This is a genomic window from Janthinobacterium sp. GW821-FHT03C10 (genome assembly GCF_059420865.1).
The window spans coordinates 1-22,158 of the sequence record NZ_JBWKUN010000014.1; the positions used below are offsets into that span (position 1 = coordinate 1).

Annotated in this window: 14 protein-coding genes and 1 pseudogene; 3 read left to right on the top strand and 12 right to left on the bottom strand. The window is 60.9% G+C overall.

Annotated elements, in window-relative coordinates:
• Positions 1-474 precede the first annotated feature (474 nt).
• The gene (locus AC07VH_RS29005) at positions 475-2,463 is read left to right on the top strand and encodes a sigma-54-dependent Fis family transcriptional regulator (protein WP_489628790.1); all 1,989 of its coding nucleotides are present in this window, start codon (positions 475-477) and stop codon (positions 2,461-2,463) included.
• A 1-nt stretch (position 2,464) separates the two neighbouring features.
• Here AC07VH_RS29005 and AC07VH_RS29010 read toward each other — a convergent pair whose 3' ends face one another.
• The 7 genes from AC07VH_RS29010 to AC07VH_RS29040 all read right to left on the bottom strand — a co-directional run bounded on the left by AC07VH_RS29010 (position 2,465) and on the right by AC07VH_RS29040 (position 12,037).
• Positions 2,465-3,475, bottom strand: a complete 1,011-nt coding sequence (locus AC07VH_RS29010) for an FAD:protein FMN transferase (protein ID WP_494789600.1) — start codon at positions 3,473-3,475, stop codon at positions 2,465-2,467.
• A complete protein-coding gene (locus AC07VH_RS29015) occupies positions 3,465-5,567 on the bottom strand; it encodes a 4Fe-4S binding protein (protein ID WP_494789599.1) in 2,103 nt (700 codons plus the stop codon). Before AC07VH_RS29015 ends, AC07VH_RS29010 begins: the two co-directional genes overlap by 11 nt.
• A 57-nt stretch (positions 5,568-5,624) precedes the next feature.
• The gene (locus AC07VH_RS29020; protein WP_494789598.1) at positions 5,625-6,785 is read right to left on the bottom strand and encodes a porin; all 1,161 of its coding nucleotides are present in this window, start codon (positions 6,783-6,785) and stop codon (positions 5,625-5,627) included.
• A gap of 287 nt (positions 6,786-7,072) precedes the next feature.
• Positions 7,073-8,809, bottom strand: a complete 1,737-nt coding sequence (locus tag AC07VH_RS29025) for a PQQ-dependent methanol/ethanol family dehydrogenase (RefSeq protein ID WP_489630892.1) — start codon at positions 8,807-8,809, stop codon at positions 7,073-7,075.
• A 51-nt stretch (positions 8,810-8,860) separates the two neighbouring features.
• Entirely contained in the window at positions 8,861-9,250 is a 390-nt protein-coding gene (locus AC07VH_RS29030; RefSeq protein WP_494789597.1) for a DUF779 domain-containing protein, read from the bottom strand.
• Positions 9,251-9,306: 56 nt separating this feature from the next.
• Positions 9,307-10,827 (bottom strand): aldehyde dehydrogenase, encoded by a 1,521-nt coding sequence (gene adh / locus AC07VH_RS29035; RefSeq protein ID WP_494789596.1) that lies wholly within the window; start codon positions 10,825-10,827, stop codon positions 9,307-9,309.
• Positions 10,828-11,080: 253 nt separating this feature from the next.
• The gene (locus tag AC07VH_RS29040; protein ID WP_494789595.1) at positions 11,081-12,037 is read right to left on the bottom strand and encodes a beta-propeller fold lactonase family protein; all 957 of its coding nucleotides are present in this window, start codon (positions 12,035-12,037) and stop codon (positions 11,081-11,083) included.
• A 204-nt stretch (positions 12,038-12,241) separates the two neighbouring features.
• Between AC07VH_RS29040 and AC07VH_RS29045 the strand changes: the two genes are divergently transcribed.
• Complete coding sequence (locus AC07VH_RS29045) at positions 12,242-14,380, top strand: TonB-dependent receptor family protein (protein ID WP_494789594.1); 2,139 nt, start codon at positions 12,242-12,244, stop codon at positions 14,378-14,380.
• Positions 14,381-14,539: 159 nt separating this feature from the next.
• Here AC07VH_RS29045 and AC07VH_RS29050 read toward each other — a convergent pair whose 3' ends face one another.
• From AC07VH_RS29050 to AC07VH_RS29070, 5 genes are all read right to left on the bottom strand, one after another.
• Positions 14,540-15,373 (bottom strand): substrate-binding periplasmic protein, encoded by an 834-nt coding sequence (locus AC07VH_RS29050; protein ID WP_494789593.1) that lies wholly within the window; start codon positions 15,371-15,373, stop codon positions 14,540-14,542.
• A gap of 25 nt (positions 15,374-15,398) precedes the next feature.
• Positions 15,399-15,884 carry a cytochrome c-550 PedF gene (pedF, locus tag AC07VH_RS29055; protein WP_076573049.1) on the bottom strand — a complete coding sequence of 162 codons (486 nt, stop codon included), beginning with the start codon at positions 15,882-15,884 and terminating at the stop codon, positions 15,399-15,401.
• Between the two features lie 132 nt (positions 15,885-16,016).
• Positions 16,017-17,036, bottom strand: a complete 1,020-nt coding sequence (rtcA, locus tag AC07VH_RS29060; RefSeq protein WP_493048042.1) for an RNA 3'-terminal phosphate cyclase — start codon at positions 17,034-17,036, stop codon at positions 16,017-16,019.
• A gap of 16 nt (positions 17,037-17,052) precedes the next feature.
• The gene (locus AC07VH_RS29065) at positions 17,053-18,288 is read right to left on the bottom strand and encodes an RtcB family protein (RefSeq protein ID WP_475415104.1); all 1,236 of its coding nucleotides are present in this window, start codon (positions 18,286-18,288) and stop codon (positions 17,053-17,055) included.
• A gap of 271 nt (positions 18,289-18,559) precedes the next feature.
• Positions 18,560-20,131 (bottom strand): RNA-binding protein, encoded by a 1,572-nt coding sequence (locus tag AC07VH_RS29070; RefSeq protein ID WP_494789592.1) that lies wholly within the window; start codon positions 20,129-20,131, stop codon positions 18,560-18,562.
• A 206-nt stretch (positions 20,132-20,337) separates the two neighbouring features.
• Here AC07VH_RS29070 and rtcR point away from each other — a divergent pair.
• A pseudogene (rtcR, locus tag AC07VH_RS29075) lies at positions 20,338-21,941 on the top strand (RNA repair transcriptional activator RtcR).
• The last annotated feature ends 217 nt before the right edge of the window (positions 21,942-22,158 follow it).

Sequence of the window (22,158 nt, forward strand, 5' to 3'; positions counted from 1 at the left end):
TCCGAAGATCACTGCTGCACTACATCAAATGCCCACACTTATCGACTGTTAATTGTTAAAGAACGGTATTCGGTACTGCTTATTTGCTACTTTCGCGCTATCGACAAAGCGTTGTGTTTGTCAGCTGCGAAGAAGGAAGAGTATGAAGCATTTCACCACATCCGTCAACTCCTTCTTTTCTCTCGTCTCACTCGGCATTTGCATGCGTCGTTCAGCGAGGGGGCGAATTATAGCCCTGGCCCGTGCGGCCTGCAAGCGCTATTTTCCCGCGCCGTGAAACGGCCCTGGCACCGCACTTGCTTATACAGCCCCATGCACTGCCCCTGATGGTAGCAACTCTGAGCCTGGCAGCAACACTGGGGACAGCCCGGCTCGCTTTGCTTTGCTCCCATCTGTGACAGGTGCTACATTATGGAACACTCTCGATATTCAAAAGAGCGCCGCAGTACAGGGCCCAACGGAGGCAACGAGATCATGTATCAACCCTCAGCTACTTACCGTAGCGCACCGTTTTCGTCCATCGCGGACGCGAACTCTTTGCCGGCAGGACAGGACAATGTCCCCGTCATCATCGAAACGTCCCATCAGCGTTCCGTCGCATTTGGCCTGTCGCCCACGGCCACGCCCGACTTTACGCCAGCCGGCAAATCCGATCTGTCCTTGCTGATCGAGCAAAACCGCATGCTGCACACGCATGCGCTGCCGGCCATGGAAACGCTGTACCAGCAAATCGTCAACACCCACAATATGGTGATACTGACGGATGCCAATGGCGTGATCGTGCATTCGCTGGGCGACGATGATTTCCTGGAGAAAGCCAACCGCGTCGCCTTGCAGCCGGGCGTGGCATGGTCGGAACAAAGCCGGGGCACGAATGCCATCGGCACGGCCATCACGGAAAAAGTACCGACGTTGGTCCATGCGGACCAGCACTACCTGGCCGCCAATCATTTCCTGACATGCTCCGCGGCACCGATCACCGACCATCGGGGCAATGTCATCGGCGTACTGGACGTGTCCAGCGACCAGCGCAGTTTTCACAAGCATACGATGGCCCTCGTGCGCATGTCGGCACTGATGATCGAAAATCAGCTCTTTTCCGCCACCTTTGAAGACGCCATCACCGTGCACTTCCACGCGCGCCCCGAATTCATCGGCACCTTGATGGAAGGCATCGCCTCGTTCACGCCGGGTGGGCGGTTCTTATCGGCCAACAAGAATGGCTTGTTCCAGCTGGGCCTGTCATTTGCTGCGCTGCAATCGCACACCTTCAGCTCCCTGTTCGGCTTGCCCGTTTCCGCCCTGTACGACCATTACCGCACGGCCTCACCCGGTTTGCTGAACCTGTGCATGCACAGCGGCGTACGCGTGTACGGGCGCGCGCAGTTGCGCCTGTCCAATAGCGTCTTCCAGCACGGCTTTACCACCAGCACCGATCACAGCGACATCAACGCCGTGCCGGCCCAGGTTCCCGCCCCGGCCAGCCATGCGGCCAATGCGGCGCGCCGCCTGTCCGGCCTGCGCTACCTGCGTACGGGCGATCCGCAACTGGAACTGGTGATCGAAAAGGTCAACAAGGTATTGGGGCGCGATATTCCCATCCTCGTCATGGGAGAGACAGGCACCGGCAAGGAATTGCTGGCGCAAGCCATCCACAACGACTCGCCACGGGCCATGGGACCATTTATTGCTGTCAATTGCGCGTCGATCCCGGAAACCCTGATCGAATCGGAACTGTTCGGCTATGAAGACGGAGCATTCACGGGCGCACGCAAGAAAGGGGCCATCGGCAAGATCCTGCAAGCCAATGGCGGCACCCTGTTTCTCGACGAAATCGGCGACATGCCCTTCGGCTTGCAGGCGCGGCTGTTGCGCGTGCTGCAGGAACGCATGGTCACGCCGCTGGGCAGCAGCAAATCGATCACGGTGAATGTGGAACTCATTTGCGCCACGAATCACAACTTGCGCGAACGCATGGCCAAGGGACTGTTCCGCGAAGACTTGTATTACCGCCTCAACGGCCTGGTGGTGAAACTGCCGCCCCTGCGCGAGCGCACGGACCTCGACACGGTCGTGAAGAAAATCCTCGCGACGGAAGCGCCCGACACGCGCTACACGGTGGCGCCGGACATCCTGCGCCTGTTCCACCAGCATAAGTGGCCAGGCAACTTCCGCCAGTTGACGAACCTGTTGCGCACGGCCATCGTCATGGCCGGCGACGAGCATGAAATCTGTTTGCGCCACATGCCCGATGATTTCCTCGACGATATTGAGATGACGCAAGCGACTGCCGCCAGCGCCAGCACGGACCGCATGATCGCGGCCGGCGCCAATTTGGAAGAGATGGAGCAAAGCGTGATCCTCAAGTCGCTGGACGCCCACGGCGGTAACGTCTCGGCCACGGCGCGGGCTCTGGGCGTGTCGCGCAACACGATCTATCGCAAGGTGCCGCACCTGAAATAGCCTAGAGTAGACGGGGAAAGCCCGGCGACATCTTGCGCCGGCCCTGCTTGTCGATGGTCATCAGATCGACGCCCTGCATGTGCGCGGCCATCGCATGCGCGCGCGCGGCCCCCGTTACCATGAAGGTTGTCGACAAGCCATCGGCCAGCAAACCCGTGGGCGCCAGCACGGTCACGCTGGCCAGTTCACGCGGCGAATCGCCCTTCGCAGGATCGAAGATATGGTGATGCACGAAGTCGGGCGTGAACGTGCATTCGTAATCGCCCGACGTGGCCACGCTGCGCCCCTCCACTTTCAAGGTGGCCGCCAGAATTTCCGCGTCGCGCGGGTCCTGGATGCCCAAAGTCCACGGGCGCCGCACGGCACGCTGCCCGCGCGCGACGAACTCGCCCGTGTCGAGCAGCGCGTGCCGCACGCCGCGTGCCTGCACGGCCGCCAGCGCCATGTCGGCCGCGTAACCTTGCGCCAGGCCATTCAAGGTCAGCGCCATGCCGGGCTGAAGAAAACGCACTTCCCGGCGATCCCACGCCAGTTGCCGCCAGCCTACCCGCGCCCGCGCCGCGTGGAGCAATGCTTCCGCCGGTAAACTTGCCTGGTCTGCCGCCGCGCGAAACAGCTGCCATAAAGGTTGCACGGTGATATCAAACGCCCCGTCGCTCCATTGCGACAAGGCTTGCGCCTGCGCCAGCACCGTCAGCAGATGGGCATTCGGCCGGGCCAGGCGGCCGTCACGGTTCAACTGAAAGACTTGGCTGGCAGGATTGTAAATGCTCATCAGGTGGTCGATATTCCTGGCCGCATGCAAAGCGTCCTCAATGGCCAGCTCGGCCTGGCGCTGATCGTGATGCAACACGGTGACGGCGATTGTCGTGCCAAACGCCAGGGCGGCACCTTGATAAGGGCGCACGCCGGAGGCCGTGGCCGTGCCGCGCGCCATGCTGCCAGGCATGATCATGCCCGCGAAGCCGGTCACGCTGCCAATGGCAGCGGAAATAAAGGTTCTACGCTGCATTGCTGCTCTCCTTTGCCGTGGCCCGGACAATGGGAATGGTGCGGGCACGCTTGATTTCCAGCATCAAGGGCGCGCATTTTTCATCGCTGGCATAGATCACCACGCAATCCATGCACTGGAAACACTCGCCGTAATCGACTTTTCCGCTCAGCGCGATGGCCTGGTGCTCGCAACGATGGCGGCAAGTCTGGCACGGCGTGCCGCATTCCTTGCGGCGGGGAATCCAGTTGAACAGGCGAAAGCGCCCCAGCAGCGCCAGCGCCGCGCCAAACGGGCACAGGTAGCGGCAAAAGAATTTATAGGAAATACTACTGAGCAACAGCAAGCCCACGGCATATGCGACGAAGGGCCAGGCGCGCACGAAGTTCAGGGTAATGGCCGTCTTGAACGGTTCCAGCTCCACCAGCTTGTCCGTGATCTGGCTGGAAAACATGCTGCTGCCGAGTATGGCCGCCAGCAAGCCATACTTGATCCACTTCAAGCGACCGTCCAGACGCGGCTTGATCTTCCACTGCGGCAAGCGCAGCCACTGCCCCAGCTTGCCAGTGAATTCCTGCAGGGCGCCAAACGGACACAGCCAGCCGCAAAACGTGCCACGCCCCCAGATGAACAAAGTGAGCAATACGAACGCCCACAGGATCACCGTCATCGGGTCGAACAGGAAAAAACCCAGGCTGCGCCCCGCCAGCAGTGCCTGGATGACGCCCGTGATATTGACGATCGATAACTGCCCCTGGGCGTAATAACCGATGAAGGCGATGGTAAACAACAGGAACAGACGGCGGAACCACACGAATTGCCGTCCATCGCGCACCAGGCGTTTCTGCCATGCCAGTGCGCCGGCCAGCAGCGCCAGCCCGGCCAGCAAGATCAACAGTTCAGTCTTGCGCCCCTTCCACGTACCGCGCCAGCCGGCATCGTCGCCTTGCGGCGCCGTATAGAACCCGGCCGGCAGGCGGTAGCTGAAATCCACGTTGCGCGCGATACGTTCGGGATACACGATACCCTTGCTGCGCGTAATCGGCATGGTGAACGCCAGCGGGCTGGCCGCATCGAGCCCCGCCTGGCTGATGACGCGCAATACGGCGATATTGTCCGTCGGCAACGGTCCCGCCTCCGACAAGCTCAATTCCAGGTCTAGGTCGCGCATGTCGATGGGCAAGCCATCCTGCTTGAGCAACAGCCTGTCCGGCACGGTGCCGCGCACGAAATCGTCGCCCAGCACGCTGTAGCGCCCGCGCGACATGACGAGGATGGCGTGGTCGCCCTCGTCCAGCCGGTTGCGCAGCTTGTTCCAGCTGCGTTCCGTCAACAAGTTGCGTCCCACCGTGGGCACGGAGACATAGGCCAGATACAGGTCGATGAACACGCCGTCCGGCTCGCGCTGCGCCTCGGCATCGAGTCCAGCACCATTGCTGCCCGCAAACAGGGTTTCGATGTCCTTGTTGCTCAGGCGCACATGCTGGATCAAGCCTTGCGCCAGCATCTGCGCCACGCTGAGTTTCTCGAATACCTCCATGCGGATGCGGGCGATCTGGTCCGGGTCGCGGCCTTGCGCGAATCCGAGCTTCTTGCGCGACACTTTCAAGGCGGACGCCAGCACGCTCTGGTTGATGATGCGCACGGAGGCCGTCGCCTTCGACACGCCGTCGATATCGGCGTGCGTGGCATCGGCGGCGCGTTTCTTTCTGGCATCGATGGCGATATTTTGCTTGAGCGACAAGCCCTGGTACTGTTTGACGAACTGAAACAATGGCGCTTCACCTAGGCCATCGAGAAACACGGGTTCGTGCTGCGACAGCACGGCCACGTCCAGAAAACTGCCCTGCGGATTGATGGCGATCAACAGGTTGACGGGAACGCCGGAAAAGCCGGGAATCGGCGCCAGGTCCACCGACTCAAACACATAACCGACCAGCTCAGTGGCCGTGGCGTTTTGCTTGAACAGGGGCCAGACGGGCAGCTCGGCTTCCTTCTCGCCGACGACGAGTGGCGCGGGGAAGCGCCGCGCCAGCTCGGCCTTGGTGAGCACGCCGGCCCACGCCTGTCCCAGGATAAACAGGAATAGCCAGCATCCGATGAACAACCGCATTATCCGCATGCACTGTGCTCCGTGCGGCGCCGCAGCTTCCGGCGCCGCATACATTGGTTAGAAGAAAATGATGCCGCCCAGGGACACGCCATTCATCTTCGCTTCGCCGCCCGTAAAGCCTTTCGAGCGCGTCTGGCCCAGCTCGCCTACCAGGGTGATCGCGCTGTTGAGCGAGTAGTACGCACCGAGGGTCAGGTTGGCGTTCGACTTCAAACCGCCCGTGCCGGCCGTGTTGTCGTCGTTCTTGCTGATGCCGTAGGACAAGCCCAGCTTCAGCTTGTCCGTCGTTTTATACGTGCCTTGCAGCAGCCAGTTCTTTGACTTGGTATCGCCCTGGTCCGCATCGGAGAGAATGCCCAATCCCTTGCCGCCCTGGAAGTTGAGCAGCACGCCAGCCGGTCCCATCTGGTAGGAGCCGCCCACTTCCACGCCGCGCATGGTCAGGTCGTCGACGCCAGGTGTTTTCGACGTGAATTTTTGCGACTTCACGCCCAGCCAGGCTTTCAAGCCTTCCTGTACATACGTCAGTTGCGCCTGCACTTGCGGACTGGACTTCGAGGAATAGGTCGAGCCTGCCACGATGGGCGTGTCCGACACGGGGCTGACCAGCGCCACGTCGGCGCCAAAGCCGCCCGACTTCGGTGTGCTGTACATGATCTGGCCATAGTTGCCCAGATAGGTATAGCCGGCGCCGATATGGCCCAGGGTCACGCGGCCCCGCTGCGTGGCCTGTACGGGCGCGCCCGAGCCCAGCAAGGTCATGTCGGACAAAATCGCATTCGCGCCGAAGATGCCGTAGTCGCGGCCCAGCTTGAAAGTGCCCATCTGCTCATTGCCAAACGTAAAAAAGGCCTGGCGCACATCGACCACGCTGTTCTGGCTGATGGCACTGTCCGTGGCCGTCGAGTTGTAGATGCCGATCAAGGCTTTCACGTCGTACTCGCCCAGGCGCGAGCTTGCCGAGGTGATCAAGCCGTTCGGCAACAAGCCGTTGCCGATGGTCGTGCGGTCCTTCTCTCCGCCGCAGCCGAGCGCCTGGCCGCCCAGCGCCAGCCCGCCCACCGCATCGCCCGAACACGATACTTGCGTGTAATAGGCGTTGACGATGCCGCCCACCGACACGGTCCAGTCGCCAGCCTTGATATCGACGGCTTGCGCCTGCCCTAGCGCTGCGATTGTCATGACACCCACGCTCCCCAGCTTGATCAATGTGTTCATTGCTTCTCCTCTTTCTTCTCTGTTTTTAGTGTGCACACCAATGATTGATGTACCTCAAGCTTTGGCAATAAGCATGCCCAGCACGGTTCACAGGGAAAAAGAGAAAAAGCGCATATAAGGTGTGCAGCGGCGGATCAATGGCCGCTGGCGTTGTTCCTTTTTTGACCGCCGGCACATTGATCGAGCGCCGGCGTAAACAAAAAACTGACGGCCTGGGCCGTCAGCAAAAAGAAAACGCCCGGCGGACAGGGAGACGCCCATCCGAGTGGCCCGGGCGCTTCGCCCCGTTACTTCGACGCCAGCTTGAAGACCCACACGGAACCGCCTTGTTCCAGGAAGTTGACCTTCTTCGCCACTTCGCCGCCCCACAGCGGCACGGCGCCGCCCCAGCCGGAAACGACGGCCACGTATTGCGTGTCGCCATCCTGCCAGGTGACGGGCGGCGCCACGACGCCGGAGCCCGTCTGGAATTTCCACAGCTCCTTGCCCGTCTTCGCGTCGACGGCTTTCAGGAAGCCTTCCGGCGTGCCGTAGAACACCAGGTTGCCTGCCGTACTCATCACCCCGCCCCACAGCGGCGCGTTGTTCTTGATTTCCCAGACGATCTTGCCCGTCTTCGGATCGACGGCGCGCATGGCGCCGATGTAGTCGTCAAACAGAGGCTTGATGGTGAAACCGGCACCGAGGAAGGCGCCGCCCTTCTTGTAGCTGATCGGCTCGTTCCAGATATCCATGCCCCATTCATTCGCCGGCACGTAGAACAGCTTGGTTTGCGGCGAGTAGGCCATCGGCATCTGGTTTTTTGCCCCGAGGAAAGCGGGCGCGGCAAACACGGTCGTGCCCTTCTTGCCTTCTTCTCCCTTGGTCGGGTCGCCAGGGCGGCCGGCGGGAATGAAGTTCGGCCGGCCCGTCTTCAGGTCGATGCTGCTGGCCCAGGTGATTTTCTTGACGAACGGAAAGGCGTTCTGCAGCTTGCCATTGGCCGCATCGATGACGTAGAAGAAGCCGTTGCGGTCGGCCTTGCCGCCGTAGCGCTTGCCATCCATATCGAAGGTGACGAACTCGTTGGCACCGTCGAAATCCCAGGCGTCGTTCGGCGTATTCTGATACGCCCATTTGATCTGTCCCGTTTTCACGTCGAGCGCCACGGTGGACGACGAGTACAGGTTGTCGCCGGGACGCAGATGGCTGTTCCATGGCGCCGGGTTGCCGGTGCCAAAGTACGCCAGCTTGGTTTGCGGATCGTAGGTGCCGCCCATCCACGTCGAGGCGCCGCCCGTTTTCCACAGGTCGCCTGGCCAGGTCTTGTTCACGGTGCCGGACACACCGTTATCGATGGCCTTGCCATCCTTGTCGTAACGGTGGCCCATATGGCCTTCCACCGTGGGACGGCTCCACACGAGGTCGCCCGTCATCGGATTGCGCGCCTCGACCCGGCCGACGATGCCGAATTCCCCGCCCGACACGCCCGTCAGCAGCAAGCCTTCGGCGATCAGCGGCGCCGCCGTCATCGAGTAGCCGGCCGCATAATCGTCAACTTTCTCCTTCCAGACGATCTTGCCCGTGTTCTGGTCCAGCGCCACCAGGTAGGCGTCCAGCGTGCCGAAGATCACCAGGTTGCCGTACAGGGCGGCACCGCGGTTGACCACGTCGCAGCAGGGCATGATGCCGTCCGGCAAGCGATGCTCATACTTCCACAGCTTGGCGCCCGTTTTCAAGTCAACGGCAAAGATACGCGAATACGATGCCGTGACGAACATCTTGCCGTTATGAATCAGTGGCTGCGATTCCTGGCCCCGCTGTTTTTCGCCGCCGAACGAGAACGACCAGGCCGGCACCAGCCTGGCCACGGTCTTGTCATTGATTTGCGTCAATGGCGAATAGCGCTGCCCTTGCGTGCCCATGCCGAACGACAGCACGCTGGACGGATTCTTCGCCGTGCTGTCGAGCATGGCGGTGGTGACATTGCCCACGTCGGCCGCCTGGACCAGCGATGCCAAACCCAAACCGATGAGTATCCCCATGATTTTTTTCTGCACAATCATCTCCCTCTGTTTTATTAGTATGTGTGTGTATCAAGTCTTGCGGTATTCATGCGGCTGGGCATGCAACAAGGCGCACTCTTCATCGGTGAACAGGCGTGAGCGCGTCAAGAAGCGCTTGCCCGTACCGTTGTCGAGTGAAAACATGCCGCCATTGCCATCGACCACATCGATAATCAACTGGGTATGCTCCCAGTACTCGAATTGCTCGAGTCCCATGTAGAACGGTGTGCCATTCAAATTGCCGAGATAAATGTCGGTGTCGCTGACATCGAACTCGCCCAGCGCATAGCACATGGGCGCACTGCCGTCGCAGCAGCCGCCGGACTGGAAAAACATCAGCGGGCCGTGACGCTGGCGCAACTTGTCCATCATTTCCAGCGCCGCATCGGTGGCGACCACCCTGGCAATTGCTGCACTCATGGCATCCCTTTCTGCGCGCCGCGCCTGGTTGAACAGGCGCGGCGCCTGTTGCCGGTTTAGAAGAAGCCCAGCGCTTTCGGGCTATAGCTCACCAGCAAGTTCTTCGTTTGCTGGTAGTGGTCGAGCATCATCTTGTGGTTTTCGCGGCCGATGCCCGATTGCTTGTAGCCGCCGAACGCGGCGTGGGCCGGGTACAGGTGGTAGCAATTGGTCCACACGCGGCCCGCCTGGATGGCGCGTCCCATGCGGAAGGCGCGCGAACCGTCGCGCGTCCACAGGCCGGCGCCCAGGCCGTACAGGGTGTCGTTGGCAATCGCCAGCGCGTCGGCCTCGTCCTTGAAGGTGGTCACGGAGACGACCGGTCCGAAAATTTCTTCCTGGAAGATGCGCATCTTGTTGTTGCCCTTGAACACGGTCGGACGCACGTAGTAGCCGCCTTCCAGGTCGCCCGCCTGCGTGTTGCGCTCGCCGCCGGCCAGCACTTCGGCGCCTTCCTGGCGGCCGATGTCGAGGTAGGACAGGATTTTTTCCAGCTGCTCCTGCGACGCCTGCGCACCGATCATGGTGGACGAGTCGAGCGGATTGCCCTGCTTGATGGCGGCCACGCGCGTCAAGGCCCGTTCGATGAATTTCTCGTAGATCGATTCCTGGATCAGCACGCGCGATGGGCAGGTGCACACTTCGCCTTGATTCAGCGCAAACATCGCAAAGCCTTCCAGGCACTTGTCGAAATACTCGTCGTCCGCATCCATCACGTCTTCAAAGAAGATGTTCGGCGATTTGCCGCCCAGCTCCAGGGTGACGGGAATCAGGTTTTGCGCCGCGTAGCCCATGATCAGGCGGCCCGTGCCCGTTTCGCCCGTGAAGGCGATCTTGGCGATGCGCTTGCTCGACGCCAGCGGCTTGCCCGCTTCCAGGCCGAAACCGTTGATGATGTTCAGCACGCCCGGTGGCAGCAAGTCGCCGATCAGCTCGATCAACACCATGATGGAAGCGGGGGTTTGCTCGGCCGGTTTCAGGACGACGCAATTGCCGGCGGCCAGGGCTGGCGCTAGTTTCCAGACAGCCATCAGGATCGGGAAATTCCACGGAATGATCTGGCCCACGACGCCCAGCGGCTCATGGTAGTGATAGGCATAGGTTTCCGCGTCGATTTGCGCGACGGAACCTTCCTGCGCGCGGATGCAGCCGGCGAAGTAGCGGAAATGGTCGATGGCCAGCGGAATGTCGGCATTCATCGTTTCACGGATCGGCTTGCCGTTGTCGATGGTTTCCGCCGTGGCGATCAGGCTCAGGTTCTGTTCGATGCGGTCGGCGATGCGGTTCAGGATATTGGCGCGCTCGGCAGGTGAAGTCTTGCCCCAGGCCTCCTTGGCGGCATGCGCGGCATCCAGCGCCAGCTCGACGTCTTCCGTCGTGGAACGGGCGATTTCGCAAAACGGCAAGCCGGTGATCGGCGTAATGTTGGGAAAGTATTCACCTTTTACTGGTGCAACGAATTTGCCGCCGATGTAATTGTCATAGCGTTGTTTGAAGGGATTGGCTACGCCCAGTTTGCTGATGTCTGCGAGATTCATGTCGTCCTCTATCGGGTTAATTAGAATGGAGTTACTTAATTAAAATCAAACGTCCTGGTACAGATGGGGTGAGTACACGCAGTCTTCCGCAAATGCCGTGCCAGCTCGCCATCCCCCTACCCAACTTAGCGGGTTTTACCTCTGTTGCAAGGGCCTGGTGGCGATATCGGCGGGTTCAATTGCTGCCGTAGCACGCCATCGCCGCTGCACAATGGAACAGGTGTACCAGACTGGAACACCTGTTCCTGTATCGCTACCGAATCACCACGCCCCATGGCAATTCGCCCACGGCGATATCGGCCACCTTGCGCGCGCTGGCCGTATCGATGACGGAAATGCTGTTCGAACGGCCGTTGGCCACGTACAGCTTGGCCCCGTCGGGCGTGATGGCCATGTTCCACGGGCGCTTGCCAACGGGAATGGTGGCCGTCACCTGCTTGCTGGCCGTATCGATCACCATCACCGTGCCGTCCGTGCCGTTCGAGACATACACTTGCCTGCCGCCGGGATGGACCACGATGCCGTTGGCATTCTTGCCGGCTGGAATGGTGGCAATCGCCTGGCGCGCCGCCATGTCGATCACATACACGGCATTGACCAGTTCGCACGCCACGTAGGCGCGGCCGGAATCGGGGCTGAAGCCGATGCCGCGCGGACGCAAGCCCACGGCGATGGACGCCACCTGGCGGCGTTGCGCCACGTCGATGACATCGACTTGCTCGGCCTCTTCCGCGCTGACCAGCAGCCAGCGCCCATCGGGGCTGAACACGGCATGTTCCGGATTGCGTCCCTGCACCTTGATGTCGGCGAGCAAGACGCCAGTGTGGCCATCGAGCAAGGCCACGCTATTGTTTTCCTCGACGGCCACGGCCACGTAATGACCGTCCCGGGAAGCGCTGACGCCTTCGGGCGACTTGCCCAGCGTGACTGTGCGCATGGCCGTGCCGGTCGCGTTATCGATCAGCAGCAAGGCGCTGCTGGCCGCGTCCGTGACAAACAATTGCTGTCCGGTGGGATCGGCGGCGATGCCGCGCGGACGCTTGCCTGCGGCGATCTGGCGCACCACCTGGTCGGTCGCCGTGTCGATCACGCTCAAGGTGCCCGATTTTTCATTGGGAACATAAGCAAAGGGAGCGGCCTGGAGGGCCGTGCTGAAGAGCGCAGGCAGCAGCCAGCACATCTGGCGCAAGCGCGGGAAGAAGTTGGGCATAATCACCTTTTCAATGGCAAAACACAGGAAAAGCGCGCGGTAGCGGCGCATCTGATAATTGCTGCATGCAAACGCCGTGCCACTGACACGCGTATAATTTCCGCCCACCAATGGAGACATGGCAGGCATATTGCTTGATACAACTAGGCAGACCTGTGCCGCGCACGCGCTCAAGCAGGCTTTTATTCACATTGGAGAATCCGCATGCAGCATCGTTTCCGCCTGAACACCATCGCCAGCCTGTTTGTCGCCGGCAGCGCCACCCTCGCCCCCCACGTCTTTGCAGCCGAGCCCGCTGACTTGGCCGCCGGGCAACTCATGGAGACGGTGGTCGTCAGCGGCAGCCGCATCGCCCATCCCAGCCAGGAAGTGCCGGCCTCGATCGACGTCGTCGACAGCGCCCGCATCCAGGATGGCCAGATCCGCGTCAACGCCTCGGAAGCGCTGGCCGCCGTGCCTGGCCTGGTCGTGCAAAACCGCCAGAACTACGCGCAAGACTTGCAGATCTCGTCGCGCGGCTTCGGCGCCCGCTCGGCCTTCGGCGTGCGCGGCGTCAAGCTGATCAGCGATGGCATTCCCGCCAGCATGCCCGACGGGCAAGGCCAGGCCGCCACCTTCAACCTCGATACGGCCGAGCGCATCGAAGTGCTGCGCGGGCCGTTTTCTGCCATCTACGGCAACCATTCGGGCGGCGTGATCCAGTTGTTTTCCAAGGATGGGCAAAATCCTCCGTCCGTCGAACTGAACGTGACGGGCGGCAGCTTCGGCACCAGCAAGGTGGACCTGTCGGCGCAGGGCCAGGCAGGCGGCATCGGCTACGTGCTCGACGGTTCGCGCTTCCGCACGGACGGCTTCCGCGACCACAGTGCCGCCACGCGCGAACAGGCGTTCGGCAAGATCACGGTCAAGCCGAATGCGGACAGCAAGCTGACCATCGTCGCCAACAGCCTGCACCAAGGCAATACGCAAGATCCGCTGGGCGCCACCTGGGCCACGTTTGCGCGCGATCCGCGTGCCGGCGAAATCGACGCCACCGATACGCAAAACCCGAAGCGCACCCTGGCTGAGCGCTACAACACGCGCAAGAGCATCGACCACCAGCAAATCGGCGCCACCTACGAGCAGTCGTTCGGCGAAGACCGCCTGCACGTGACGGCCTACGGCGGCAACCGCGACGTGATCCAGTACCAGGCATTCACCAAGGGTTTCCAGGCACCGGCCAGCCATTCGGGCGGCGTGGTCGACTTCCAGCGCCAGTTCTATGGCATCGACACCAATTGGCTGCACGTCAGCCAGTTGGCGGGCGGCAAGCTGAGCACCACCATCGGCATCGATTACGGCCGCTCCAGCGATGACCGTACCGGCTATGAAAATTACATCGGCAACACATTTGGCGTGAAGGGCAAGCTGCGCCGCGACGAGCAGGATGTCGTTTCCAGCCTCGATCCGTATATCCAGGCGGAATGGCAGAGCGGGCCATGGATGCTCAGCGCAGGTTTGCGCTACAGCAAGATGAAAGTGTCGGTCAACGACCATTTCCTCGGCAATGGCGACGACAGCGGCAGCCTGGAATTCAGCCACACGACGCCTGTGCTGGGCCTGCTGTATAAACTGACGCCCAACGTCAACGTGTATGCCAGCGCCGCGCGCGGTTTCGAAGCACCCACCCTGAACGAACTGTTTTACTCGGGCACGGGCGGCGGCTTCAATTACCAGCTGAAACCGGCCACCAGCACCAACCTGGAAGCGGGTATCAAGGCCAGGATCGCCAACAACACGCACGTGAACGCAGCCGTGTTCCAGATCAAGACCAACGATGAACTGGTGGTCGACAGTTCCAGCGGCGGGCGCACCAGCTACCGCAATGCAGGCAAGACCTTGCGCCAGGGCATGGAAGTATCGCTGGATTCCAGCCTGCCGTATGGTTTCACGACAAAAGTGGCGCTGACCAGCCTGCACGCCGTGTATGACCAGGCGTTTGGCAGCGTGCGCGAAGGCAGCCGCTTGCCGGGCGTGCCCAGTGCCAACCTGTTCGCGGAACTGGCCTGGAAAGATACGCTGGACCGTTTCGGCGCGGCAGTGGAAAGCGTGGCCAGCAACCAGGTCTACGCGGAAGACAGCAACAGCGAAAAACCGGCGCCCGGCTACACGGTGTTCAATGCCCGCTTCAACGCCAAACAAAACGTAGGGAATTGGCGCTTCAAAGAGTTTGCCCGCCTGAACAATCTTTTCGACAAAACCTACGTGGCCTCCGTCATCGTCGGCGACAGCAACAAGCGCTACTATGAAGCGGCGCCGGGCCGTAACTGGTTGTTGGGTGTGAGCGCCCAATACTCCTTTTAAGAACACCTGAGAAAAAGTCCATGGCGGCGTTGCATTGCCTGGCCGTACTATTCGTACTGCCTGCGGCAATGCGCCTTGCCCTGAACATTTTTCAGGCGTTCTCATGAAAAAGCCCGCGCCTCTTCCGAAGCGCGGGCTTTTACCATTCAGCATAGTCTGCTACGGCCGCGCTTCCTTCACGCCATACTTCTCAAAGATGGCTTTCAATTCGCCGCTGGCCGCCATCTCGTTCATGGCCGCCTGCAGTAACTTGGCTACATCGAGCTGTTGCTTGCTGACGGCCAGACCCACGGCCCAGCCGGCACGCGGCAAGCGGGCGAACGCCACTTCGCTCAAGGGGAAAGCGGGATCGCTTTTGAGCACCGACTCGATTTCCGAACGGTTGGCCAGCACGGCGTCGAGCTTGCCTGCTTGCAATTGCTGCAAGGCTTCGGCGGCGGTATCGAAGATGCGCACATCGTCGCGGTACTTGCCATTGTCTTCCCCGAGCATCAGCATGGCCGCGATCGACACCTTTTCCACGCCGATGCGCTTGCCAGCCAGCGAGGCGACACCATCGAATTGCGGCACGGCTTGCGCGCTGCGCGCCAAGCGCACGGTTTCCACGTAGTACGGCGCGAAGATCTCGACCTTGTCGTTATCCGCCATCAACTTCTTGTCGACCGGCACGTGCAGCATCACGTCGGCAGGGCCATAGCCGAGGTAATGCCCCTTCCACACCATATTGCGCAAATCATCGTTGAGGTTTTCGCCGGCGGGAAATGGCAGCAAGCTCAGTTTCAAGCCCAGCTTTTTCGCCAGCGCTTCGGCAATGTCGATATCGATGCCCGTGCCCTTGTCGGAAAACGGCGCGAACTCGTTGTACACCGCCACTTTCAGGCTGCCCGACTGCTGCACTTTCTGCCAGTCGGCACGCGCCGGCGCGGCGGCGCACAGCGCCAGGCAAGCGAGCGACAGCATTGCGCGCGTGCCCCGGAGTTGAAATGAACGCATGGGACTCCTTCGTGATCAATTCGGCTTAATTGGACTCGCGGCGGGTTTCCAGATAGGTCTTGATGGCCCACATGGCTTCCTGGTTGAACACGCCTTCGAACGGCGGCATGTACACGGCGCCATTACGCACTTTACCGTGGCGGATAGTCGCCAGGAAATAATTGTCCGTTTCCTTGTAGCAAGCCTGTTTCTTTGTCTCATTCTTGATACCGAAGCAATCGCGGTCCAGCTGGCGCAAGTCCGGCGCGATGCCGCCGGAGATGGCTTCAATGCCGTGGCAGCGGGCGCAATTCTGGTTGTAGGCGGACGTCCCCACCGTCAGGGCCAGTTTGTTGCCCCGATATGGGTTTTGTTCGAGCCACTTGTCGCCCACCTTGGGTAAACCCGTGGTGTCGACACCTTGCGGCGTGACATTGCCATGCGCATAAGCTTGCGGCAAGGTCAGCAGGGAAGTGAGGGCAACGGCGCCGGCGGCGGCCACGCCGAGCAGGGTGCGGATGGAATAGGTCATGCTGGTCTCCTTGGTTTTTTTAGTGAATATCCAAAGAAGAGCAAATGCCATGCCATGCTTGCGTGCCCCACATCTGGCTGCCCATGTATCAATTTGGAACAGCTGCAACAGGTATTTGTGTCACCGCGTACGTCAGGCGGCGGCCACCGTGCAGATGCTGGCCCGCTCCTGCTGCTCGAAAGTAATACGCACGGGTAAAAATCTGGCAATCACTTCCGCATTCGTCAGCGCATGCTGCGACACCTTGTTGCAGCTGAAAGTACCTCCACCGGCCAGCGCCATGGGCAGCAAGAGCTGGTCGGCCAGGTGCTCGCCCACGGCCGCGTCCGTCTTGAGATAAGCGCGCACCTCGTTCAACAGGCGCTTGGCCACGGATTCGGCCAGCAAGGACTTTTCGCCGAACGACGTAAATACTTCCGTGACGTGTTCATGCTCCAATGTCAGCAGCAAGACGTTGCCCGGGCCCTGCTCCGCCGGCAAGCCGACGATGCGCAGCTGCTTGCCGCTCCACCCCATGCCGTCGGCGACGCGCTCGAGCTCGCGCTGCGCCACGTTCACATGCACGCCGGCCACCACGCTTTCCGCATACCCGGTCTTCCGCTCGCCGCGCTGCAGCAGTGAAATGGGCCGCAAGCGCTGGCACGGTTGCACCGCGGCAATCACTTCGCCGCCGCCCGCGGGATGAAAGCCATAGCGCTGCTGCGTAATCTCTACCTCGGCGCCCATCTGTTCCAGGATGCGGCCATACGCGCGCTGCAGGAAATGCACGGGCGGCGCCATGGCATTGTGCGTGCCGCCGCTGATGCGCACGGTGGACGGCCCATCCGCATGCAGCAGGGCCGGCAGCAGGGTTTGCAGTACCAGGGTGCAACTGCCGGCACTGCCGATGGCAAAGCGGTAATCGCCGCCGCGTATGGCGCCAGGCACGAATTCCAGGCTGGCTGCGCGCAGCGCCACCGGCGTCGTGCGCGCCCCGCAAATGGCCGCCGCCGCTTGCACGGCCAGCAAATGCTGGCGCAGCAAGCCGGGCTTGTCCCGTCCCGCGCGAATGTTAATCAGCCGGAACGGCTGCCCCGTAATCATCGACAGGCTCAGCGCCGAGCGCAAAATCTGTCCACCGCCTTCACCTTGCGCTCCATCAATTTCTATCATCTCTACTTTCTCTCTGTTAACCTTTGACGCAAACGACCTGCTTCAGGATATGCACCACGTCAACCAGCTCGCGCTGCGCCAGCATCACCGCATCGATATCCTTGTAGGCCATCGGAATTTCATCGATCACGTTCTCATCCTTGCGGCATTCCACGCCTTGCGTGGCGCGGATCTGGTCGGCCAGGTTGAAGCGCCGCTTCGCTTCCGTGCGGCTCATCGTGCGTCCCGCACCGTGGCTGCAGCTATGGAAACTGTCCGCATTACCCTTGCCGCGCACGATAAAACTCTTCGCGCCCATGGAACCGGGAATGATCCCCAGCTCGCCGGCGCGGGCCGAGACGGCGCCCTTGCGCGTGACCAGCACGTCCTTGCCGAAGTGGTGCTCCTTCTGCACATAGTTATGGTGGCAGTTGACGGCTTCCACGTGCGTCTGGAACGGTTTATGGATGACGGTGCGCACGGCCGTGATCAGGTTTTGCATCATCACTTCGCGGTTGTTGCGCGCGAAACGCTGGGCCCAGCCCACCGCTTCCACGTAATCGTCGTAATGCTGCGTGCCTTCGGCCAGATACGCCAGGTCCTGGTCGGGCAGGTTGATGAAGTGGGTACGCATATCCTGCTTGGCCAGTTCGATGAAATGCGTGCCGATGGCATTGCCCACGCCGCGCGAACCGGAATGCAGCATGAACCATACAGAGCCCTGTTCATCGAGACAGACTTCGACGAAGTGATTACCGCTACCCAAAGTTCCCAGGTGACGATAATTGTTCGTGTTTTTCAGCTTGGGCGTTTTCAGGCAGATCGCATCGAATTCATCCTTCAGCTGCAGCCAAGCGGCGTCGACCACCGAGGGCGGCGTATGCCAGGAACCTTCGTCGCGGCCGCGGTGACCGCGCGTCTTCGGCGACATCCCGTGCGGAATGGCGCGCTCGATGGCGCTGCGCAGCGGCCCCAGGTTATCAGGCAGATCATTCGCCGTCAGCGTGGTTTTCGCCGCCATCATGCCGCAACCGATATCCACGCCCACGGCCGCCGGAATCACGGCACCCAGGGTAGGGATCACGCTGCCGATGGTCGACCCTTTACCCAGGTGGACATCGGGCATGACGGCGATATGCTTGTAGATGAACGGCAGGGTCGCCGTGTTGCGCAATTGTTTTTTGGCCGCTTCTTCGACAGGCACGCCACGCGTCCACATTTTCACTGGACGGCTGCCTTCGGTATGCAGAACTTCGTATTCTTCGTTTTTCATCGCTATGCTCTTCTTCTATTGTATAGGGGGTGATGACAAGGATTGGTGAAACATTGCCGACGCATCGGCTCTGGATGTAGTTCCACCGGCATTCATCAGTACGACAACCCGACAAGGGGGACAGGATTTTCTGCCAGGCGCACTGCGGCTGGCAGGCCGGTTTGACACGGCTGATCGATGTAATCCTGTCGGCATTCGGGGTACTGCGGCGCATGACAAGCCTGGACAGGACGTCTCTTATGTAGTCTTGTCCGCATTCATGCGCTTTACTTCAACAACTTGGTGCCGCGATATCGATGGCGGCGATTTCTCCCACCCAGTGGACCGGGTCCAGCTGTCCCGCGGCAAAGGCGGCGATGATCCTGAATACGTCGTCGGAAAAACCGCCGATATTCAGGATATCCTCGCGCTCCATCGCCTGGGTCGTGGCGTGCGGCGAAATATCGATGCATACCAGCTTTGCCTGCGGATTACGCTGCTTGAAGACATTCCACTGTCCCATCGTCGCCGTGGCGCCCCTGCGCTTCGCGTCGATCCACGATTCGTTATCGGACACATAGATCACCAGGTCGGCCAGCTCCTTCCTGCCATTCATGCGCAGCAGGGGCGCGCTGCAATTGGTGCCGCCACCGCCGATGGCCGCCAGCCTGGCCGCATTCGCCATCACGCTGTCATCGGCGCCAAGTGCGCACTGCACCACGTTGTGCTCGAACGGCAGCACCACGGCGTCCGGATTCTTGCGCAGCATGGCTGCCGCCACCAGGGCAGCCACGTCGATGCAGCGCACGTTCGAGGTGGCGCTGCCGCGAAAACCGCTGACGGGCGAGGCCATCGAGCCGGAAACGTCGGGACACACCACCACCTTGCCGGCAATCCGCGGCACGTTCGCCAGCGATATTTCCAGCGCCTGTTCCAGCGCATCGCGCACGACGGCCGGCACGTTCTCGCCGGCCGCCATGTACGCCGACATCAGCTGGTAGGGAAACACGCGCGAGCTGGCGATCGCCTCGGGATCGCGCAGCTTGGCGGCGATCAGTTCCGGCATGCCGGCGATGTCGTACACGCCATGGCGGGCAAAGGTATTCAGATTCATGCGCACCATCTGCCAGCCGCCCTGGCGCGCGATCTGCGCCCAGCTTTCCGCGTTCAGGGGCAGCGCCGTCAGCATCTGGAACGGCACTGCCGGTATCGGCTGCGCAGGATCGGCCTTGTATGCCTCGAATGCGGCCAGTGCCGGCGGCAAGGCATCGCGTTGGTATTCCTTGCCGATCAGCCAGGCAAAGAATGCCTCCCGCCACGCTGCCTGCGGTTTCGGGTGCACCATCTTCACCACGTCGGCCAGCGACGGCGCATTGCCCACGGCAGCGGCCAGCAAGGCCTGCTCGGATGCGTTGTTCAACCAGGCTTGCACCAGCTTTTTCGGACGCGATCCCAGCGACTTGCGGCCCACGGCGCCCGAACGCATGATCTGCACGAAGTTGCGCAGCATCCTGCCGTTGTTAATCACGCGCTGGAAGGCCTGCGTCAATTCTGCAGCGCCCTGCCCCGCCAGCACGGCCACCAGCAAGGCCGGCATGTCTTTCATATAGCCCCGCTCGCGGCAGTACACGGCCGTTTGCGCGATGAAGGCTGGTTCGACGGCCTTGCACAGTTCCAGTACCATCGCCAGCTGCGCTTCCGCGCTGGCATAGAACGTCGTGTTCAGGCAGCCGGTGGCCGCGTATTGCGCCAGCTGATGCCGGGGCGTCAGCGCATAGGCCGGCGCGCCTTCGGCATTGCGTGCCAGTGCCGATGGCAAGGCCGCGGTCTGTTGTGCGCTCTGGAATAAGTGGGCGTTGGCCATTTTTCGTTCCTCTCTGCTCTCTACGTTTATCTCGTTGGTATCTCCTCTATTGCAAACGCCGTGCCAGCTTTCAATATTTCCTCAAACATTTCCATAAACCATTGATTTCATTAAATAATATTTTCACGTAAGCTGTGCGTTGAAAATATCCCTGCCACGGTGATTTGGAATACAATTATCTTTTAAGATAAATATTTATCCCAACTATGCAAGCAAAACGTACCGTCGTCATCGGTTTTCTCGGCACACAGCTCGACAATGGCAGAGGAGCGGCGCGCTGGGAAAAGTGGCGCCCCAGCGTCGCCCTGACCCAGCACGAAGACAAGATCATCGACCGCTTTGAGCTGCTGTACGCCGGCGAGCAGTTTGCCAGCCTGGTGCGCCAGGTATCGCAGGACATCGCCAGCGTCTCGCCTGAAACAAGGCTGGTCGCCCATGAACTACCCATCAGCGATGCCTGGGATTTTGAGGACGTGTACGGCGCGCTCTACGATTTTGCCAACAGCTACGCCTTCGATCCGGACAAGGAGGAGTACTGGATCCACATCACCACTGGCAGCCACGTGGCGCAAATCTGCATGTTCCTGATGACGGAAGCCCGCTATTTCCCGGGCCGCCTCGTGCAGACGTCGCCGCCAAAACGGCAGGCCGCCGGCAATCCGGGCAACTACACGCTGATCGACCTCGATCTGTCGCGCTACGACCAGATCGCCCAGCGCTTTACGCGCGAGCAGGCCGAGGGCGTGGCCTTCCTGAAGTCCGGCATCGCCACGCGCAATGCGAAGTTCAACAGCATGATCGAGGAAATCGAACGCGTCGCCATCAAGTCGCGCGCACCCATGCTGCTGATGGGACCTACCGGTGCCGGCAAGTCCTTTCTTGCGCGCCGCATCTATGAACTGAAAAAATCGCGTCACCAGATCGACGGAAAATTCATCGACCTCAATTGCGCCACCCTGCATGGCGATGGCGCAGCCTCTACCTTGTTCGGCCATATCAAGGGGGCATTCACGGGCGCCGGCGCGGATCGGCCAGGCTTGCTGCGCAGCGCGAACAAGGGCTTGCTGTTTCTCGATGAAATCGGCGAGCTGGGACTCGATGAACAGGCGATGCTGCTGAAAGCCATCGAAGAAAAACGCTTCTTTCCTGTTGGCGCCGATACGGAAGTGCAAAGCGACTTCCAGCTGATCGCCGGCACCAACCGCGATCTGGGAAAAGAAGTGGCCGCCGGCCGCTTCCGCGAAGACCTGTATGCACGCATCAACCTGTGGACGTACGAATTACCGGGTCTGGCGCAGCGGCCGGAAGACATCGAACCGAACCTCGACTACCTGCTGGCGCAGTACGGTGCGGAGACGGGCGAAAGAGTGCGCTTCAACAAGGAGGCACGCGAGCGCTTCTTGCGCTTCGCCAGCTCGCCATCGGCCCGCTGGAGTGGCAATTTCCGCGATTTGTCCGCTGCTGTCACCCGCCTGGCCACCTTGTCGGAAGCAGGCCGCATCACGGACAAAGTCGTCGACGATGAAGTCGCACGCCTGAAGCGCCTGTGGCAGCATTCTGATGGTCCGTCGACAGACAACGTGGATCTAGCAGACATCATGGGAGCGGAAGCGGTCGCGCAACTCGACCTGTTGATGCGCTGCAGCTGCAGGCCGTGATCAAAGTCTGCCGGCAGTCGAACAATATGTCCGATGCGGGCCGCAAGCTGTATGCCGTATCGCGTGATGCGAAAGCCAAGCCGAATGATGCCGACAGGCTGAAAAAATATCTGACGAAATTTGGCGTGAACTGGGAAGACGTGAGCAGATAGAACCTGCAGCACGCATCCGGGTAAGTTGGCGATGACACCTTGGCGTTGGCGCTATCGAGGGTCTGACCGTCCGTCGGCGCAGCTCGGCGTAGGTCGGCTTAGCGCAGCGTAAGCCGACAACCACCCGCAGCACCCCGCAAAACCGCCAGACGAAAAAAAACCCGCCAATTGCTTGACGGGTTTTTCTCTTACTGCGAATAACAAGCCTGACGATAAC

Excerpts from the sequence above, each read along its gene's own strand:
- AC07VH_RS29065 (WP_475415104.1), bottom strand. The coding sequence starts at position 18,288 with ATGAAAAACGAAGAATACGAAGTTCTGCATACCGAAGGCAGCCGTCCA.
- AC07VH_RS29015 (WP_494789599.1), bottom strand. The coding sequence starts at position 5,567 with ATGCGGTTGTTCATCGGATGCTGGCTATTCCTGTTTATCCTGGGACAG.
- pedF (WP_076573049.1), bottom strand. The coding sequence starts at position 15,884 with ATGACCTATTCCATCCGCACCCTGCTCGGCGTGGCCGCCGCCGGCGCC.
- AC07VH_RS29010 (WP_494789600.1), bottom strand. The coding sequence starts at position 3,475 with ATGCAGCGTAGAACCTTTATTTCCGCTGCCATTGGCAGCGTGACCGGC.
- AC07VH_RS29005 (WP_489628790.1), top strand. The coding sequence starts at position 475 with ATGTATCAACCCTCAGCTACTTACCGTAGCGCACCGTTTTCGTCCATC.
- AC07VH_RS29020 (WP_494789598.1), bottom strand. The coding sequence starts at position 6,785 with ATGAACACATTGATCAAGCTGGGGAGCGTGGGTGTCATGACAATCGCA.
- AC07VH_RS29045 (WP_494789594.1), top strand. The coding sequence starts at position 12,242 with ATGCAGCATCGTTTCCGCCTGAACACCATCGCCAGCCTGTTTGTCGCC.
- AC07VH_RS29070 (WP_494789592.1), bottom strand. The coding sequence starts at position 20,131 with ATGGCCAACGCCCACTTATTCCAGAGCGCACAACAGACCGCGGCCTTG.
- AC07VH_RS29040 (WP_494789595.1), bottom strand. The coding sequence starts at position 12,037 with ATGCCCAACTTCTTCCCGCGCTTGCGCCAGATGTGCTGGCTGCTGCCT.
- rtcA (WP_493048042.1), bottom strand. The coding sequence starts at position 17,036 with ATGATAGAAATTGATGGAGCGCAAGGTGAAGGCGGTGGACAGATTTTG.
- AC07VH_RS29050 (WP_494789593.1), bottom strand. The coding sequence starts at position 15,373 with ATGCGTTCATTTCAACTCCGGGGCACGCGCGCAATGCTGTCGCTCGCT.
- AC07VH_RS29030 (WP_494789597.1), bottom strand. The coding sequence starts at position 9,250 with ATGAGTGCAGCAATTGCCAGGGTGGTCGCCACCGATGCGGCGCTGGAA.
- AC07VH_RS29025 (WP_489630892.1), bottom strand. The coding sequence starts at position 8,809 with ATGGGGATACTCATCGGTTTGGGTTTGGCATCGCTGGTCCAGGCGGCC.
- adh (WP_494789596.1), bottom strand. The coding sequence starts at position 10,827 with ATGAATCTCGCAGACATCAGCAAACTGGGCGTAGCCAATCCCTTCAAA.